Here is an 18,385-nt window from a genome sequence, read left to right as displayed (position 1 = left end):
ATGAGAAATAAAGGGCGGTGGGGATGGATAAGAGAATTATTGGGATCGAGACCGAGTTCGGCTGTATGGTCCGTGACGACGCCGCCGGCACGCCCGAAATGATCGTCGAGCAGGTCAAGGACCATGCGTTCTACAAGGACAAGCTGGGCCTGATCGATCTGCACGCGCGCGACTACGCCTTCGAGCCTGCGCGGTGCGGCGGATTTCTGCGCAGCGGCGGGCGTCTCTATATCGACGCCGTCGGGTCGCACATGGAGTACGCCACGCCCGAGTGCACGGAGTTCAAGGACGTTGTGGCCTACGACAAAGCCGGTCGCGTGATCCTCAACCGCCTGCTGCGCGAGCTCAATCTTCAGGACCAGGTCTCTTTCCATTCCAACTCCGTGGACCACTTTGGCGGCCACACATTCGGCTGCCATGAGAATTACCTCGTCCAGATCGACGATCAGAATTTTCTTGAGGCCCTCGCGAGCTTGATGCCGTTTCTCGTGACGCGGCAGATCTTCGCGGGCGTCGGCCGCGTCGGCGGGCACCGGCTCAACTACAAGAGCCTCAAGAACAATATCATGACCATCTCGGATTACGAGGTGGACTACCAGTGGGTCGGCAACTTCTACGGCGTCGAAGTCGATCCGACGGTCGATTTCCAGTTGTCGCAGCGCGCGGACCACATCGTCAAGACGATCTCCTCGCGTGTTCGCTTTAACCGGGCGATCATCAATCCGAAGTGGGATTCGTACTACAACTATCTCAACATGCATCGCCTGCACATTCTGTTTGGCGAGTGCAATATGAGCGAGTATGCGACCCTGATGAAGGTTGGGACGACCAGCATCGCTTTGGACCTGATCGAAGACGGCGTGGTGCTGCACGATGTGGAGTTGAGGGACGCTCTGGATGCGCTCAAGAGCGTTTCGCGCGATCCGACCTGGAAGTGGATCGTGACCCGCAAGGACGGCGCCACGATCAAGGCCGTCGATTTGCAGCGTCTCTATCTGAACGCCGCCAAAAAACGCTACACGGGCCGCGACGAGCAGACGGATTATGTGCTCGGCGAATGGGAGTACGTGCTGGATACGCTGGAGAAAGACCCGTATCTGCTGTCCGACAAATTGGACTGGGTCGCCAAGCGCAAGATGCTGGAAGAGTTCATGGAGGCGGACGGCGAAGTGAAGTGGGGCGACGACGTTCTGCATTCTCTGGACTTAGAGTACCATAACGTCAGCCCGGACGACGGGCTTTACTATGGCCTGGAGCAAGCGGGACTGGTGGAGCGCGTCACGACCGACCGGCGGATCTTCGAAGCCATGACCACGCCGCCGCAGACGACGCGCGCGAAGGGCAGGGGAATGGTCATCGACAAGCTCCTCGCCACCAACTATCGCGACTACGTCATCGACTGGGACCTGATCTATCTCTCGAAGCGCCTGCATCTGGAGATGAAGGAACCGTTCAACACTTATACGGAAGAAGCGAAGATCTTCTCGTCGGGACTGGCGTAATAACGCCGGGCTTCTTGACGACTTCGCGCGCTTTCCGCGCCCATAGCGCTTTCGTCCGGCCGCACGATGGAAAATTGCTTGACTCCTCCTTGCCCTTTTGCTATACTTTGGGCAGGAGGTTTCGCAATGACCGGCGCTTCAGATCAAATATTCTCCGCCCAGCCGGACCCGGAGCATCATAACGGCAATTCTCATCCTTCATCTTCGGACACGACTCAAGTCAGCCTGTCGTCCATGCCATGGCTGCGTGAAGACATCGAAGACGCGCCCTTCTGGAAGGAAGTGGTGGCGTTCAACCAACTGCCTCAGACGACAATCGATGAGCACTATGGACGGTATGTCGCCGTCTATCAGGGAAACATTGTTGACTCGGATGCGGATGAGGGCGAACTAGCTCTTCGCTTCTATCGGACATTCGGCTACGTGCCGGTATATATCCACAAAGTCGGAACGGAAGAGGGATTGGTGGAGATCGACGATTGACCTCCACCCCCTCGCTTTTTTTCGACTAGCCCGTGTTCTTGAGACCGGCGGCCACGCCGTTGATCGATAGCAGCACCGCCGCGCGCAGGTCGCGGCGCCGCGCGCGGATGGCGTCTCGCTCCGCGTCTTCTCCCTCACGCCCCTCGCCGTCGTCCGTCGGCAGCGTGCGCAGCCGGCTTAACAGCTCCACTTGCAGATAGCTCAGCGGATCCACGTACGGGTTGCGCAGCCGGATGGATTTTTGCAGCACCGGGCTGTTGTCCAGCAGCGCGTCGCCCCCGATGATCTTACAGACGATCTCCACGGAATCGCAGTATTCCTTGTGGATCGCTCCAAACACACGCGCGCGCAGATTCTCATCGGAAACCAGTGTGGCGTACTTGGCCGCGATGTCCATGTCGGCCTTAGCCAGCGACATCTGCGCGTTGTCCAGCGTCGTGGTAAAGAACGCCCAGTTGCGATACATCTCTTGCAGGCAGGCTAAGTGCTCCGGCGAGCGCGCGGCGTAGCGGCCGAGGGCCGCGCCGATCCCGTACCAGCCGGGCAGCGTGTAGCGGCTCTGCATCCAGGAGAAGACCCACGGAATGGCGCGCAGATCCTCGATCTTGTCCGACGCCGTGCGTTTGGGCGGTCGTGACCCGATATTGAGCTGGGCCAATTCGCCGATCGGCGTTGCCTCATGGAAGAAGCGGACGAACTCCGGATCTTCATAGACCAGCGAGCGATATGCGTGAAAAGCGTCATCGGAGATTTCATCCATGGCGGCGATCCACTCGGCCTTCGGCTCCGCATGGCCGGGCTGCGCGGCCTCGGCGCTGGCGGTCAGCACGGCGTGAACGACCTGCTCCAGGTTTCGATACGCGATCCGTTCGTCGAAGTACCGCGCCGCGATCACTTCGCCTTGCTCGGTGATCTTGAGACGCCCTTGAATGCTGCCGGGCGGCTGCGCGAGAATGGCCTTGTTCGCCGGACCGCCGCCGCGTCCCACGGCGCCGCCGCGTCCGTGGAAGATACGGAGCGCGACGCCGTGCTTGCGCGAGACTTCCGCAAGCTTTGTCTGCGCGACGTAGAGCTTCCAGTTCGCCGTCACATAGCCGCCGTCTTTGTTGCTGTCCGAGTAGCCGACCATGACCTCCTGCTGGTTGCCGCGCGCATCGATGTTCTTGCGATACACGGGATTGGAGAGCAGGGTGTCCAGAACGCCGGGCGCATTCTCGAGATCGGCGATCGTCTCGAACAGCGGAACCACATCCACGCTCGAGTCGAATTGATCGCTGTGGATCTTGAGCAGACGCGCTTCCTTCGCGAGCAGCAGCATAGCGAGGACATCGGAGACGGTGGACGCCATCGACATAATCAGCGACCCGATGGCTTCCGGCCCGATCTGTTCGGTCTTTGTTTTGGCGAGACGCAGCAAGTTGATCGTCTCGCTCACGGACTCGTCGTAATCCAGCTCGGCCGGGATCAGCGGGCGCGGGTTGGCGATCTCACGCTCCAGAAGCGCGATCTTCGCGTCTTCGTCCAGCGCGTTCCAATCGACGCCCAGCGGAGCGAATACGGCGGCGAGCGCGCCGATATACTTTTCTTTGTGATCCCGGATATCGAGCCGGGCCAGGTGGAAGCCGAAGACGCGCGCCTGGTTCAGGAACGGCGCCAGAGCCCGGTTTGCGGCGAAGACGCCGTTGTTCTCGCGCAGCGATCGGTCCACAATCTCAAGATCATGGATGAACTCGGCGGCGCTGGCGTAGGGCAGGGTCGCTTCCAGGCCGTTGAGCCGGCGCTGGGTGTCGCGCAGGCGCTCCCAGATAAACTCCATCTTGCGGCGATACGGCTCGGTCTGACTTCGATTGGCGGCTTCCGCGACGACATCCGGCTGCCGCGCGGCGTCATCCGCGAGCGACTGCTCCAGTTCGCGGGAGATCCCGACATAGTGACGGGACTGGGAGAGCTTGTCGCTCAGGCTGCGTATTGCAGGAATGTAATACGAAAGGACTAAGTCCGCGTGCAGCCGCAGGACTTCCGTCGTATGGTCCAGCGTGATGGTCGGGTTGCCGTCGCGGTCTCCGCCGATCCAGGAGCCGAACTCCAGGACGGTGGGAATCTCGAACGTTTCGCCGGGGTAGTATTCGGCGAGCGCGGAGCGCAGATCGTCGTAGATACGCGGGGTGACGGCGATCAGCGTTTGGCTGAAGTAGAAAAGGACGTTCCTCGCCTCATCCAATACGGACAGGCGGCGCTGGCGGACTTCATCCGTCTGCCAGAGAATCTCGACTTCGGAGGCGATCTCCGCGTCCAGCGCCAGCGCCTCGCTGTGCGAAAGCAGTGGGTCTTCCTGACGGGTGAGCACGTTCGACAAGCGATGCAGCTTTTGCTGGACGCTGCGGCGTTTGGATTCGGTGGGATGCGCCGTGAACACGAGCTGGATGGAGAGGGCGCGAATGAGGTCGTGCATCTGCTCCGGGCCGGCGCCGGACTCTTTGAGCGCGCGGATCGCGTCACGGATCGATTCTCGGCGCGGGGCGTCGCTCGCCTCCGCCGCGCGCCGGCGGTTGACGCGCGCGATCTCTTTGAGTTCGGCGAGATTGATCAGCTGGAAGAAGGTCGTGAACGCCTTGAGCACGGGCAACGCCGCCGCGAAGTCCATGCCGGCGAACAGGGCGTCCAGCTCTTGTTCGGCGGGATCCCGGCCCTGCGTCCGCCGCGCTTCCTTGGTCAGCGCCCGGATTCTTTCCACGCGTTCGTAAAGAGCGTCGCCTCCCTGCTCTCGCAAAACATTCCCTAGAGCGTTTCCCAGTATGCGCACATCGCGCGCTAGCTCGCCGCCGCCTTCGGAATCGACGGGGCGCGAATCGGTTCTCAAGCTTGACATGGCGATATTGTACCCACTTGGCGGACTTACGCGATATTTCGTTGACGAACGGAAGTGTGTGCGGGTATCCTACGGGAAATTTTAGGGAGCCTGCCGTCTATGCCTCGCGACATTGTGCTCGGCAATGGAGAGTTGCTCGTCAATCTCGATCGCCATCTCTCCATCCGCGACATTTACTATCCCTATGTTGGCTGGGCGAACCACGTCGGCGGATATCGCTGTCGTATCGGCGTCTGGACCGGCGAAGGCAAGTTTTCCTGGCTCGACGATTCGTGGGACTGGCGCATCAACTACGAAGACGCGACGCTGGTGACCCACTGCACCGCCCGCAGCGGCGATCTTGGTCTTCTGCTCACGTTCAATCACGCCGTTGCGCACGATCGCAACCTCTTCCTCCAGCGCATCACCATCGAAAACCTTCATGAGACATCGCGGGAAGTCCGCGTGTTTTTGGCGCACGACCTGCGAATCGACGAATCCGATATCGGCGACACCGCGTTTTACTATCCTTATGAAGACGCGATGGTTCACTACAAGCGCGATCGGTACTTTTTATTCGCGGGATACGTCGGTGATGCATGCGAGGCGGAGAATGTGGGTATCTTTCAATACGCTTGCGGGGAAAAGGGTTTTCGGGGCGCCGAAGGCACATGGCGAGACGCCGAGGACGGCTTGCTCTCCATGAACGCCATGGCGCAGGGATCCGTGGACAGCGTGGCGAGCCATTCGCTGCATGTCTCGGGGCGCGGCCGCGAGACGCTGCGAACCTGGATGGCGGCGGCGGCGAATCTGGAGGCGGCGACGGCGCTTCACGCACCGATGAAGACCGAGTTCGAAGAGACGATGCGCCAGACCGGTGTTTACTGGAAAGCGTACGGCGACAGGCGCGACGATCTCGCGAAACTGCCTCCGCGTGTCGCCGAGCTTTTTGTTCGCAGTATATTGATCATGCGCACCCAGTGCGACAAACGCGGCGCGATCCTGGCCTCCAACGACAGCGATATCATGGAGACGGCGCGCGCGCACTACTCCTACATGTGGCCGCGCGACGGGGCGCTGGCCTCCGCCGCGCTGGACAAGATCGGCGTCGAGGAGATTACGAAGCCGTTTTTTGAGTTTTGCGCCCGCGTACTGCCGAAGAACCCGGCGGCCTTGCTGCACAAGTACGGCCCGGATGGAACGGTGGGCGCCTCGTGGCATCCCTACGCCACGCCGGACGGCGGCCGCGAGACGCCGATTCAGGAAGACGGCACCGCGCTGGTGGTCTGGTCGCTGTGGCGTCATTTCGAGAAGTACAAAGATACGGAGTTCGCGGCGCGCCTGTACGAATCGTTCGTGAAACCGGCGTCGGATTTTATGGCGTCCTATCGATACGCCGACAGCAAACTTCCGCTGCCCAGCTGGGACCTCTGGGAAGAGCGTCGCGGGACGCACATCTATACGACGGCGACGGTGTGCGCGGCCTTGTCCGCATCCGCGCGCTTCGCGGAGATCTTCGGGCATGACGCCGACCGCTTGCGCTATCAGACGGCCGCCGAGGAGATCAAGGAAGCGATCCTGACGCACTTCTGGGACGATGGCGTTCGGCATTTCGCGCGGATGATCACGGTCCGGCCCGACGGCTCGATGGAGAAAGATTGGGCGGTGGACGCGTCGTCTTATTCAGTCTTCGCCTTCGGCGTGCTGCCGGCGTCCGATCCGCATGTCGTGGCGAATATGGAGGCGATCGGCCGCAAGCTCTGGGTGCGCGCCGGGGTGGGGGGAGTCGCCCGTTACGAGCGAGACTATTACTTCCATGTGACGGACGACTTCGACAAAATTCCGGGCAACCCCTGGATCATCTGCACGCTCTGGTTGGCGGATTGGTATATCGCGACGGCGAAGAGCCCTTCGGATCTTTCGGGCGCGCTGGACCTTTTGGAGTGGGTGGGGATCTGCGCGCAGCGCACGGGCATTCTGTCGGAGCAGGTGCATCCGTTCTCCCTGGAGCCGCTTTCCGTGGCGCCGCTGACATGGTCGCACGCGCAGTTTGTCGACACCGTAACGGCCTATCTGGACACGCTTTCGCGGTTAAAAGTGTCTAATAAAGGGTGATCGTAAGCCGCTAACAGCGAATTTGTCGGATTTTGGCGCAGTAAAGTGCTCACGGATTACATAATATCTGCTACTATAGTGCATTCCATCAATACGACCATTGGACATGAACATGCGGAGCAAAGACTCTGGACGACCGCGCGGCTCCCGTTCATGATATACGAATGACAAATTCATGGAGCGCGGCGGCGTCGCCTTCCCGCGCTAAACAGCAATTGTCGAGTTCTCCCCAATCGCGTCGTGTCTCCCGGCTTTGCTTCCTCGCCGGAAGTGCGTCACGTTTTCGAAGCGAATCCCTTCCGGCGGTCTCTAAGCCGTTCGGCGTCTGCTTCGATAAGATTTCGGTTTGCGCCCAAAGATGGGCCTCGTCACGGTACGGTTGCGACGAGAGAAAGGGGTTAAGTTTTGCATTTTGAGACGAAGCGGCTGCGCGTACTGCACGTCATCACTCATCTGGCGGTTGGAGGGGCGGCGGAAACAGTAATCGCCTCGTGCCGTATGAGTCATCCGGAGATTGAGAGCGCGATCTGCTGTGGGCAAACCCCGGCCGGCGAAGATTCCTGGGACGACCTCACGGATTTCGCGGGGATCCAGGTGTCTCGCCTGCCAAGCCTGCGTCGCTCTGTTCATCCCTGGGTCGATGCGCTCGCGTACAAAACCCTGACGGAAAAGCTTCGTCGAGAAAAGTGGGATGTCGTCCACACGCATGGAAGCAAAGCGGGAATCCTTGGACGCATGGCGGCGTCGGCGGCGGGAGTTCCCGCGATCGTCCACACCGTTCATGGATGGGGACATCACGAGCGCCAGTCGCCGCAAGCGCGCTGGATGTTTGTTTCGGCGGAGCGGCGCGCGGCGCGCATCACGGACCGGATGATCGTTGTGGCGGACGCCAACCGCGAAAAAGGGCTGCGCGACCAGATCGGCGTGCGGGAGCAATACGTCACGGTGCTTCCCGGCATCGACATCGCCCGATTCCGTGATGTGGTGGTGGACCGCGGGGCGCTGCGCCGCGAGTTTGGCATTCCGGAAGACGCTCAGGTAATTGGAACGATCAGCCGCCTGGCGACGCAGAAGGCGCCGGAAGATTTCGTCCGCGTCGCGTCCGAGGTCTGCAAGCGGTTCCCGAAAGCGCACTTTGTGTTTATCGGAGACGGCCCTCTGCGCAAGCTGTATCTGGATGATATCAAGAACGCGGGCCTGGAAGACCGGATGCATCTGCTGGGCTACCGGGACGACGTGCCGCGCCTGCTCCGGCTCTTTGATGTGTTCCTGCTGACCTCGCTGTGGGAAGGGCTGCCGCGCGTCTTTTCGCAGGCGATGTGCGCTTCGCTGCCGATCGTCGCGACGAATGTCGACGGCGCTCCGGAAGCCATCGAGGACAACGTGACTGGATATCTTGTCGAGCCCAAAGATGTCGCGCGACTCGCGGACCGCGTCATCCACCTTCTGGAAAATCCGAAGGTGCGTATGGAGATGGGGCAGAAGGGCCTGGAGGCCGTCGACCCCAAGTTCAGTGAGCGCGAAATGGTCCAGCGCACGGAAGATGTTTACTGGTCCTGCCAGCATAAGAAGACATCCTCGGTCACCCGCGCGTATCATTTGCAGAAGGGATAACGCCGTTCGGCGATTATGGAACTTCACGGTCCGGTCGTTTGTTACGTCGGGTTATGGAGCTTGCAATACCGAGAAGGGCCGGCGCGCTGATGCGAAAGCCGGAGCCTGATATGGCGTCCGCGCCAAACGTTTCGCCCTCGCCGGTCCGCGCGCGCGCCGAGTTCGCGCAGATCGCCCGCGACACGGAGAGCCGCCTGCTGCGCGCCGCGCGCCGCATGGCGCAAGGCGACGAGGACCGCGCGGCGGACCTGGCGCAAAATGCGCTGGTCCGGGGCTATGAAGCGTTTCTGCAAGGGCGGTTCATGCCGGGCAGCAACGCGTATGCGTGGCTGCTGCGCATCATGACGAACGACTACATCAACAGTTACCGCCACAGCAAGAAGTGGGACGCCGGCGTTGATGTCGATACGCTCACGCGGGGCGGCGAGACCGCGCCCCCGTCGGCGCATGCGGCTCCCGAGGACCGGCCGGACACGGCGCTCCTTTCCGGAATCATGGACGAGGAGCTGGAGCGCGCGCTGGCCTCGCTGTCCGAACCCCTGCGGATGTGCGTCATGCTGGTCGATGTCGAAGGACTCGACTACGCGGAGGCCGCCGCCGCGCTGAATATCCCCATTGGAACCGTTCGCTCGCGCCTTTCCCGGGCGCGAATGATGCTGCACGAGCGATTGGTCGACTATGCGCGCAGCCGGAGGCGATTGTGACCGACATCCCGACAATCGAGCCCATCAAGCCGTGCTGGCACATGAAATCGCTGATCTCCGGACTGGTGGACGGCTCCGTGACCGGAATGGTCCAGAAATACGCGCTGTGGCACCTTGCCCACTGCCCGCGCTGCCAGGCGGCTCTAGACGCCCTGAAGCAGGTGTCCGAACGGCTGCGCCGCCTCGGCGCCGCCGCTCCGCCAGCACTGGCGGCCGAAGGCGCTTCCTTGTCCCCGGACCGCTGGGCGGCGATGGAAGCGGCGTGGGAAGAGGCCGAGAGCAGGGCGCCGTAGGGGCCGTCCGTCTCAAATTTGCCCTCCTGCTCTCGCAAATTATTCCTCTTTCCCTCCTGTCCCCGCTCCATTCCCGAGAATCGCGGTTGACTTTGGCGAAGCCCGGGTGCTATAATTTCAGGTCGGCTGCCGACGATGCAGGCGGCCTTAAAAGGGGCGAGCAAGATGACGAACACTGTAGTTGTGGGAGCGATGTGGGGCGATGAGTCGAAAGGTAAGCTCATTGACTACCTCGCACACGACAAAGACGTTGTTGTCCGATGGGGCGGCGGATCGAATGCTGGCCACACGGTGGTGGTGGATGACCAGGAGTACAAGCTGCATCTGATTCCTGCGGGAATCCTGCATCCGGAGACGCTTTGCGTGGTGGCGGACGGCGTCGTTTTAGACCCGGCGTCTTTTGTCGGCGAGATCGAGCATCTGCAGGGACGCGGCGTCACTTGCGAAAACTTGAAGATCAGCGGCAATGCGCATGTCGTGCTGCCATACCACCGGCTTTTGGATGAGCTGGAAGAAAAGCGCAAGGGTAAGAAGGCGCTTGGGACGACCGGTCGGGGTATCGGTCCGGCGTACCAGGACAAGGCGGCTCGCATCGGAATCCGGATGCGCGAATTCGTCGACCCGGATCTTTTCCCGGCGCGCTTGACGGAAGCTCTGGAACTGAAGAATGAGCTCCTGACAAAGATTTACGACTCGCCGGCCCTGAAAGCGGAAGATATTATTGCGGAACTGACGCCGTACGCCGAAGCGCTGCGTCCTTATGTGGACGACACTGCCTTGCGCGTGGCCTACGCCGCGAAGTCCGGCAAGAAGGTCCTGTTCGAAGGAGCCCAGGCGACGCTGCTGGACATCGACCTCGGCACCTATCCTTATGTGACCTCGTCGCACCCGTCCGCCGGCGGCTCCTGTATCGGCACGGGCCTGGGACCGACGCAGATCGATCAGATCATCGCCGTCTCCAAGTCATACACGACACGTGTCGGCGCGGGCGCTTTCCCGACCGAACTGGAGAACGAGATCGGCGACCTGATCCGCGATCGCGGCGCCGAATACGGCACCACGACCGGGCGTCCCCGCCGCTGCGGCTGGCTGGACGGCGTCGCGCTGCGCTACTCCTCGCTCGTAAACGGTCTTACCGACTTGTATCTCGGGCATATGGACGTGCTGTGTGGTTTCGATGAGGTCAAGATCGCGACGTCCTATGAACTGGACGGCAAAGTCATTCAGGACTTCCCGAGCGACCAGGCGCGTCTGAGCCGCTGTGTTCCGATCTACCAGACCCTTCCGGGCTGGAAAGAAGACGTTAGCAACGTGAAGAACTACGAAGACCTGCCCGGCAACGCCCGGCGGTTCATCGAAACGGTCGAAGCGCTGATCGACGTCCCGATCACCATGATCTCCGTCGGACGCCGCCGCGACCAGACCCTGTTCCGCAAACCGTAACGATCGACAAGACAACGAAAAGGTTTCTCTCAATGCGCAAGAAGATTATCGCCGGCAACTGGAAGCTGAACAAGACCGTATCGGAAGCGCTGGCGTTCGCGGAGGCGCTTGCGCCGCTGGTCGCCGGCAAAGACGGCGTGGATATCGTGATCTGCCCGCCTTATACCGCGCTGTACTCCGTCTCCCAGGCGTTCCAAGGCACGGGCGTGGCGACCGCCGCGCAGGGCCTGTTCTGGAAGCCAAGCGGCGCTTACACCTCCTACGTCTCCGCTCCGCTGATCCTGGACGCGGGCGCCAAGTACGTCCTGATCGGACACTCGGAAACGCGCGGCCGCTTCGGCGTCGCCGAAGAGGGTCTGACGCCCGATCTGCTGAAGGCGTTCGGCGAGACCGACTCCGGCGTCAACGTGAAGACACACGCCGCGCTGCAAGCCGGCCTGATCCCGATCGTCTGCATCGGCGAGACCCTGGCCGAGCGCAAGGACGGATCGACGGACGCTATCGTTCGCGATCAGGTCACCAAGGCGCTGGACGGCGTTTCCTCGGATCTGGTGCGCTCGCAGTTGATCTTCGCCTATGAGCCCGTTTGGGCGATCGGCACCGGCGAGGTCTGCGCGGCCGATGAAGCGGGGCGCGTCTGCGGCGTCGTCCGCAAGACGATCGAGAGCCTTTACGGCGCCGATGTCGCGAATGCGGTCCGCATTCAGTACGGCGGCTCCATGAAGCCCGACAACGCGGCCGAACTGCTCGCTCAGGAGCACATCGACGGCGGTCTGATCGGCGGGGCAAGCCTCAAGCCGGCGGACTTCGCGGCGATCGTGGCCGCTGCGGCCGTCTAGTCGTTCCTACGGAATTTTTGCCCTGCGAACTTCATCGTTTGCAGGGCAAAAAAATCGGGAACAAGATCTAAGTAAGCGATGTTCTTCTGATGTCGAACGTTTACGGAGGTATTGGTCCCATGATAAAATCGGTCAACATATTTCAGCGCCGAACGCTGGCGCCGCTCACCGCCGTATTGGCCCTGTGCGGAGCGTATCCTGCATCGGCGGCGTCACTTTCTTTTAACTCCACTCCCGTCAGCGATGCGGTCGCCCAGATCGACAGCAAGCTCGGAATCACGATTTCCCTCAAGCAAGGCATCGATCCCAACACACGCGTCACCTTTTCCGTGGATGATCTTCAGGGACCGGGCGCGCGTCTCGACGCCATCAATCAGCTCGCCAACGCTCTGAACGCCGATTTCCAAAAGGTGATCGTCGTGCGCAAGTCGTCCACGGACACCGCCGCGCCAGCCCCCGTGCTGGACTCGGATGCCCCGGTGACCTTCAAGGAGGGCTCCGTGGCCGCGCGTGAGGCGATCCAGACAGTCGCCGAAGTCGATGGCGCGGTGGCGAAGATCACCGAGAATGTCGACGGTTCGGTCAAGTTCACCGGCGACGACATGACGGCCAAGGAAGCGGCTGCGGAAATCGCGCGCCAGTCCCACACGGTTTGGAAGACCTTTTACGCTATCACTCCGCGCGGCCGGGGCGGCAATTCCACGGGCGGCAAGGTGATCGGTTACACCGCCAGCGGCAAGCCGATCCTGGAGCTGCCGCTGCGGACTTTCCGCAATGCGCCGGAACCGCCGCCGGTCGATACGACCGCCGACGCGAACGCCGCCACGGATCCCAACGCGCCGAACGCGCAGCCGGGGCAAAATCCGCAGGGACAGTATCCGCAAGGCGGCAATCCCTATTTCGGTTACTATGGGCCGAATTATAACCCTTATAACTCGATGGGCTATGGCGGTTCAGGCGGATATTCCAATGGCAGCGGCCTCACGGTCCTTCCTGGCTGGCCCGGATACGGGTTTGGCGGGGGCGGCCCGATTATCCTGGGGACGAACAACCCGTATCGCTACTAAAAATATCGAGGAAACTGAGTGACCGATCTGCTTGCGGCCCGTTTGATTCGTGACATCCCCGACTTTCCAAAGCCGGGGATTCTGTTTAAAGACATCACCCCGGTTCTGGCGAATTACGCCGCCTTCCAAGAAGTGATCGATCATTGTGTGGGATGGGCGTCCGGCAAGGCGCCGGACGTGATTGTCGGGATCGAATCGCGCGGCTTCGTCTTCGGCGCGCCGGTGGCGCTCGCCCTCGGCTTAGGCTTTGTTCCGGTGCGCAAGATCGGCAAGCTGCCCCATGACACCATTCGGGAAGAGTATGCGCTGGAGTACGGGACAAACGCCGTGGAGGTCCATCGCGACGCGATCCAGCTGGGCCAGCGCGTGCTGATCGTGGATGACCTGCTCGCCACCGGCGGCACCGCCGCCGCCGCCGCGCGGCTGGTGGAAACGCTGGGCGGAACGGTCATCGGCTTCAGCTTCCTGATCGAGCTCGAATTCTTACAGGGCCGCGCGGCGCTCGATGGCTACGAAATTCAAGCACTGCTCAAGTATTGACAGGCCATAAAAAGGGGCGGGACGATTTTCGTCCCGCCCCTTTTTGGCGTCTGCTCTACTCCTCGTCTTCCTCATCGTCCTCAGGAGGCAAAATCTCCAGCGGCGCGTCTTGCGAGGTTTTCATCTGCTCGCGAAGCATGTCCGTCTGCCCCAGCATCACGAGGTCCATTGCTCCCGCCGCTGGCTTCTCGATCCAGCGCATCATCGAAGAAAGCGTCAGTTCTTTGAGATAGGCGAACGAAAAACCGTCCGTGGCCGTGACGACATCGAACAGCCCATCGTTTGAAAGGCGCATCTCCGAATCGCTGGAGCTGTTCCAGCGCGACAGATAGGCGGAGCGCTCCTCCGCAGCCGGCAGTTCGAATGTGTACTTACGGTCGAAACGGCTGGGGCGGTCGAGAATTGCGGGATCCAGGCGCTCAGGATGGTTCGTCGTCGCGATGACTACAACGCCGGTGTTTGCCTCAAAGCCGTCCATTTCGTTGAGAAAGAACGAACGGTTCTTGTCGTTGATCAGCGAATCCAGGTCTTCCAGCACCAGCAGGCATGGCGTTGTTTTGCGCGCTCGCGCGAAGACGTCTCGAATACTGCCGTGATCGGTGCCGTAAGGCGATTTGAAGCTCTTGACGTAGAGGCAGGGCTGCTTGAGCCAGTTGATCAGCGCCTTCGTCGTGTGCGTCTTGCCGTTGCCGGGATCGCCCAGAAACAGGACGCCCCGCTTCCACGGAATATTGTATCTCTCGTAGAGATCGCGCGCCTTGAAGAAGCTGTCAAAGTCGCCGCGTAACTCTTCGGCCAATTCGCCCGCCAGGATAAGATTCTCGAACGTGGCGGCCTGGATCGAGCGGTAGAGCGCGGCGTTTTTCTGCCAGTGCCCGTTCTCGAACACCAGCACCTCACTGCGGATCTCCTCTTCCCATTCGCAGACGGTTCGGAAGAAGCGGTCGGCAAGCTCCTGGTGATCGGCGACAATCCAATGAAACTGGGTCAGGCATCGTCCATCGGCCCAGCTGACCGTCAGGACATCGATTGTTTCGCCGTTCCAGAGAACTTTATAACAGCCGCTTTCCAGAGATCGCCCAATCCCGTAGGAACGGCCATGCCAGGACGTCACGAGGCGGTTGTGCAGCCGGTGGCTCAGTTCGAGCTTGCAGTGACCGGCGTGGGCAAATTGCTCTAAGTTGAACGAGCCGTCGGTCGTTTCCAGCAGAGCGCGGTCGGGGAAGATGTCCGTCAGGGCCTGGCTGATGGAGTAGTTGATAGCGTCTTTTGGCTGTGAAAGCGCTTCACGAATCAGATTGTCGATCTGCATCGGTAGTCGCCGGGCGCGAATTTATTTTGGATATTGCGGGCGCGCGGCAATAACATTATAGCCGACGGCCCGCGATATGCTCAAGGAAGGCGTTATGAGGTTTTGGCGTCGAGCTTTTGAATGATCAGCGAACGCCAGCCGGTCGCATAGGTTTCATAGCCGGGAGATACGGCGTAGCCGACGCAGCAGTCGGAACCGTTCAGAGTCATCTGCGTGAACCCTTTGTTCTCTCCAGCGAGTTTGGAGGAATTGGGAAGCTCCAGACGATCCAATAGCTGCCGGCCCTGCGTATCCGCCAGAATGAGTCCGGCGTCGTCCACAATGCAGACCCGGGTTCCTGATTTTTCAGCGGCGCTCATGGGGGTATTCTCCACGATTGTCTGCGCCAGCGCGTCCCAGTGGAAAATAATGCCCAGAACGCCGATCGGCGCGGCGCCGACATCGCCGTTCGCCCGGACGCAGCAGGAGTAAATTAAGACGCGCTCGCCCTTCACCAGCGGGCTGGCATGGACGCTTTGGAATCCGAACTCTTCGCCCGAGCGCGTTGCCAGAGCTGTCCGGAACCAGGCGTCCTGAGAGCAATCCGCACCGACGGACTGATAGAGATCGGGACGCCCGTTAGCGATCACGCGCCCGTTCAGATCGCAGACGACGAGGTCGTAATAAACGGTGTAGGATTTCAGAATCACGCCGAGACGCTGCGAACATCGCCGCGCCGCTTCGGGCGTTCCCTCGGCCAGCGCCGCCACGGGGCTGCTGTCCGTGGCCCACCAGCGCACGTCGCAGGATCGCTCGTAGAGGTTGCGGTCGATCAAGTCGATATTTGTCAGCGCCAGATCCGACAGCCGCAGGCCGCGCACATTCGTGGTCAGGACCTGGATAATCTGACGGAGCGCTTTGTTGGCTTCCGTCGTCTCCGTCGCCATGGCGCCCGCGACCTGGGATGTCTTATCGGACAGATCCTGCATGGCCGAGGCGACGACGCCGAAGGCGGCGCCGGTCGGCCCGCCGGCCCTCGCCGCTTCGATCTGGGCGTTGAGCGAAAGAAGCCGCGTCCGGTCGTTGATTCGGCTGATTTCCGTGCTGGCGCGGCTCATCTTGCCGACCAGGGAGTCGGCGAGATCGGCGATCCGCTCGGGAGATGCGTCCTCGGCGGATTCCGCCGCATTCGACGAATGGTGAGAGGCGATAATGGTAGGAGTCATGGTAATACCTTCTCTAAAATCCATAAGGAGAACGCGGCGGTGCGTGGGGAAGAACTCTTTGTGATTCTATTATCGGGCGTGAGGACCCCGGAAAATAGGGCGGGAAAGCAGGTATTTCCCTGGTCGAGGGCGCTTACCGGAACTTCGCGCGGTAACGGAAACGGTCGTCGGGCGCCGCGTCTCCGTTCTGGGTGAAATCCGTCCCGTCGCCCTGAGTACGGCAGTGGTCCGCCCACTTGAAGTCGATGGCCGCCGGCAGCCGCTGGATCCCCAGCGCGGACCTTGGGATCGCGATTTCTAACTCATTGCCTTGGACGGCGTAACGCGCCTGGGCTGCGACGCGCCAGCGATTTACGCCGCCGACATTTCGCTCCACGCGGGTGGTATGGTCGCCGATCCTGCCGTTGACCGTGAAGTCATACCCCAGCCAGCCGGTGCGATCGTTCGCATCGGTATTGAGGTAGAGGCGCATCCAGTCGGCGTCGGTATGGGGAGTCAGCTTCGTACGTGTACGGACATAGAAGTAAATGTTGGCCGCGTCGTACGTTACCTTGGCGGCGATGATGTCATTGCGCCCGGTGGCGTTCACATATGGGCCCTGGCGTCCGTAACCAGGGGCGTTCCGATGCGCGGTGTCGCCGATCGGGTCTCGGAATTCGGGCGTCACGTTCTTCCATTGCTCGAAACGTCCATTCATGGCGATGGGGTGGGGCGAGACGGCAGGAAGCGATCTGACTCCTTTGTATCGCCGAATATTGGCGGCAAGCTGGTAGTAATAGTCATCGCCGTGGCCGCCGCGCATCGGCTCGATATCGCGGCTGAACTCTTCGTTGAACTCGTCCACGAAGATCGGCGGCGGCGCGTGAAACCCCGCCCAGTCGTCGTAAATACCTGCGGTCCATTCATTCCAGCCGGTGACGAATACAAAGGGCGGATCGATCTGCCGCGCTCGCCGCCACTGCTCGTCGAAGTTGTATCCCCAGCGCCCGGCGCCGGGCGTCGTCTCTTCCCGTGCGTCGTGGTAACTGCGGCCGAACGCGCCGGGAAAGCTCATCGGCGCTGTGCGGTTGTCGGTCGCATTGTAGTTTTGGGCGACGCCGACGGAAACTTCCTCGATCTTGCCTTCGGGATCGGTCTGCGGCGCTTGCGGTGAGATTTGCAGCCACGCCCACGCGCCGGGCGCGGGCTTTGGAAGGTTGTAAGGGGCGATCGGAGAACGGAAGGTGAAGAAATCCCGCAGCCGACGCGCGCGTTCCTGGGCTTCGGCCGGTGTGGTCGGGGCGTCGAGCGGCAGCGCTTCCTCCGCCGCCGCGTATCGGACACGCAGCGAGCGGGCTCCGGACACCGGCTCGCCGTTCTCGTAAGCGCCGGACTGCGAGAGACCGCCGAAGGATCCCCACCAGCCGATGCGGCCGACGGGACGCGACATTTCCAAATAGTATTTCCCCGGCGGCAGCACTTTCCCCGTTCCGATCAGCAGCGTGGCGTTGTCTTTCACATCGGCCCACGATCGTTGTGCGAGCCGTGCGACATGGGGGCCATCGGCAAACAACGAAAGCGTCATCCCGGAGCCCGCCGCAGCCCAGGTTGGAAACTGGCCGCCGACTTCCAGAAACGGACGGCTGACCGTCAACGCCTGGCCGAGTGTTTCACCCACCGTCAATTCGGCGGGCCGGCGCTGCGGCGGGCGGGAAAGCGCGCCCGCGTCGGCGTATCCGGGATCGGCAATGATGAGTGGCTTGCCGCGCCAGCGGAGCCAGAGATCGGAATATCGTCCGGGCGCGTAGATCGTTTCATACAGCTCGTTCAGTGTGTCGGTTCCGATGCCATTGGCGTTACTGAACGGACAGTGAAAGGCGATCTGCGGCGTTTTGCCGCCTTCGCGCCGGATCTGCTCCCAGACTCGGCACAGCGTCTCCCGCGCTCTGGCGTACGTGACGGCGTTGGAGTTGTCGAAGATCACGACATCCACGCCGGCGTTCGAGAGCATTTGGGCGTGCTTTCGCAGAACCCATTCGTCGTCGCTGGTGTAGTAGCCGAAGAGAGGCTCGCCCCAATAATGCGCGGCGTTCAGCGGTCCCCATGCGGGATGGTGAACGTCGCCCATCGCCTCTGGATGCGCTTTCAAGATCTTCGAATTGTCATAAACCGTGGCTTGACTGTGATCGAAGGTCAAAAAGTAGAAAACGCCGACGGTTTTGTTCGCGCGCGGCGCGCCAACCTCGGACGCCGTCGGAAGCGAGCGTCCCAGCCCATCCGTCGCCACCCAGGTATCGCTGTATGTGTCCCAGGCGGGGGACTGCGCGCGGCTCGGCGTCGCCAGGGCAATGGAGAGAAGCAGCGATAAACACAGAGGCTTGAGCATGGTCATGGGGTCTCGGAGAGGCGGAAAAAGAAAACCCCGGCCGCCATTCGGCGGC

14 protein-coding genes are annotated in these 18,385 nt (G+C 61.4%); 10 read left to right on the top strand and 4 right to left on the bottom strand.

The genetic code is table 11. The features are described from left to right. Positions 1 to 23 precede the first annotated feature (23 nt). Complete coding sequence (locus tag D5261_RS25230; protein WP_119319375.1) at positions 24 to 1,502, top strand: proteasome accessory factor PafA2 family protein; 1,479 nt, start codon at positions 24 to 26, stop codon at positions 1,500 to 1,502. Between the two features lie 126 nt (positions 1,503 to 1,628). Continuing rightward, positions 1,629 to 1,985: a hypothetical protein gene (locus tag D5261_RS25225; RefSeq protein ID WP_119319376.1), complete on the top strand. Its 357-nt coding sequence runs from the start codon at positions 1,629 to 1,631 to the stop codon at positions 1,983 to 1,985. 25 nt (positions 1,986 to 2,010) lie between these two features. Here D5261_RS25225 and ppc read toward each other — a convergent pair whose 3' ends face one another. Further along, positions 2,011 to 4,854, bottom strand: a complete 2,844-nt coding sequence (gene ppc / locus D5261_RS25220; protein ID WP_119319377.1) for a phosphoenolpyruvate carboxylase — start codon at positions 4,852 to 4,854, stop codon at positions 2,011 to 2,013. Positions 4,855 to 4,953: 99 nt separating this feature from the next. Here ppc and D5261_RS25215 point away from each other — a divergent pair, with 99 nt between their 5' ends. From D5261_RS25215 to D5261_RS25180, 8 genes are all read left to right on the top strand, one after another. Further along, complete coding sequence (locus D5261_RS25215) at positions 4,954 to 6,948, top strand: glycoside hydrolase family 15 protein (RefSeq protein ID WP_119319378.1); 1,995 nt, start codon at positions 4,954 to 4,956, stop codon at positions 6,946 to 6,948. 405 nt (positions 6,949 to 7,353) lie between these two features. Then, entirely contained in the window at positions 7,354 to 8,562 is a 1,209-nt protein-coding gene (locus D5261_RS25210) for a glycosyltransferase family 4 protein (RefSeq protein WP_125205777.1), read from the top strand. A gap of 110 nt (positions 8,563 to 8,672) precedes the next feature. Continuing rightward, a complete protein-coding gene (locus D5261_RS25205) occupies positions 8,673 to 9,266 on the top strand; it encodes a sigma-70 family RNA polymerase sigma factor (RefSeq protein WP_165863899.1) in 594 nt (197 codons plus the stop codon). Then, a complete protein-coding gene (locus D5261_RS25200; protein WP_119319381.1) occupies positions 9,263 to 9,559 on the top strand; it encodes a hypothetical protein in 297 nt (98 codons plus the stop codon). Before D5261_RS25205 ends, D5261_RS25200 begins: the two co-directional genes overlap by 4 nt. A 165-nt stretch (positions 9,560 to 9,724) precedes the next feature. Further along, on the top strand, positions 9,725 to 11,002 hold the full coding sequence (locus D5261_RS25195; RefSeq protein ID WP_119319382.1) for an adenylosuccinate synthase: 1,278 nt from the start codon (positions 9,725 to 9,727) through the stop codon (positions 11,000 to 11,002). Positions 11,003 to 11,034: 32 nt separating this feature from the next. Next, on the top strand, positions 11,035 to 11,841 hold the full coding sequence (gene tpiA / locus D5261_RS25190) for a triose-phosphate isomerase (RefSeq protein ID WP_119319383.1): 807 nt from the start codon (positions 11,035 to 11,037) through the stop codon (positions 11,839 to 11,841). Between the two features lie 119 nt (positions 11,842 to 11,960). Continuing rightward, the gene (locus tag D5261_RS25185; protein WP_119319384.1) at positions 11,961 to 12,908 is read left to right on the top strand and encodes a hypothetical protein; all 948 of its coding nucleotides are present in this window, start codon (positions 11,961 to 11,963) and stop codon (positions 12,906 to 12,908) included. Between the two features lie 18 nt (positions 12,909 to 12,926). Further along, positions 12,927 to 13,448 (top strand): adenine phosphoribosyltransferase, encoded by a 522-nt coding sequence (locus tag D5261_RS25180; protein WP_301002226.1) that lies wholly within the window; start codon positions 12,927 to 12,929, stop codon positions 13,446 to 13,448. 55 nt (positions 13,449 to 13,503) lie between these two features. Here D5261_RS25180 and D5261_RS25175 read toward each other — a convergent pair whose 3' ends face one another. The 3 genes from D5261_RS25175 to D5261_RS25165 form a co-directional block, all read right to left on the bottom strand. Then, positions 13,504 to 14,760 (bottom strand): AAA family ATPase, encoded by a 1,257-nt coding sequence (locus D5261_RS25175; RefSeq protein WP_119319385.1) that lies wholly within the window; start codon positions 14,758 to 14,760, stop codon positions 13,504 to 13,506. A 92-nt stretch (positions 14,761 to 14,852) separates the two neighbouring features. Next, positions 14,853 to 15,965, bottom strand: coding sequence for a methyl-accepting chemotaxis protein (locus D5261_RS25170; protein ID WP_119319386.1), 1,113 nt, complete (start codon positions 15,963 to 15,965; stop codon positions 14,853 to 14,855). Between the two features lie 133 nt (positions 15,966 to 16,098). Then, complete coding sequence (locus D5261_RS25165; protein WP_119319387.1) at positions 16,099 to 18,336, bottom strand: DOMON domain-containing protein; 2,238 nt, start codon at positions 18,334 to 18,336, stop codon at positions 16,099 to 16,101. Between the last annotated feature and the right edge of the window lie 49 nt (positions 18,337 to 18,385).

This window comes from Capsulimonas corticalis, assembly GCF_003574315.2.
Lineage (GTDB): Bacteria > Armatimonadota > Armatimonadia > Armatimonadales > Capsulimonadaceae > Capsulimonas > Capsulimonas corticalis.
This window is presented reverse-complemented; position numbering and strand designations above follow the sequence as displayed.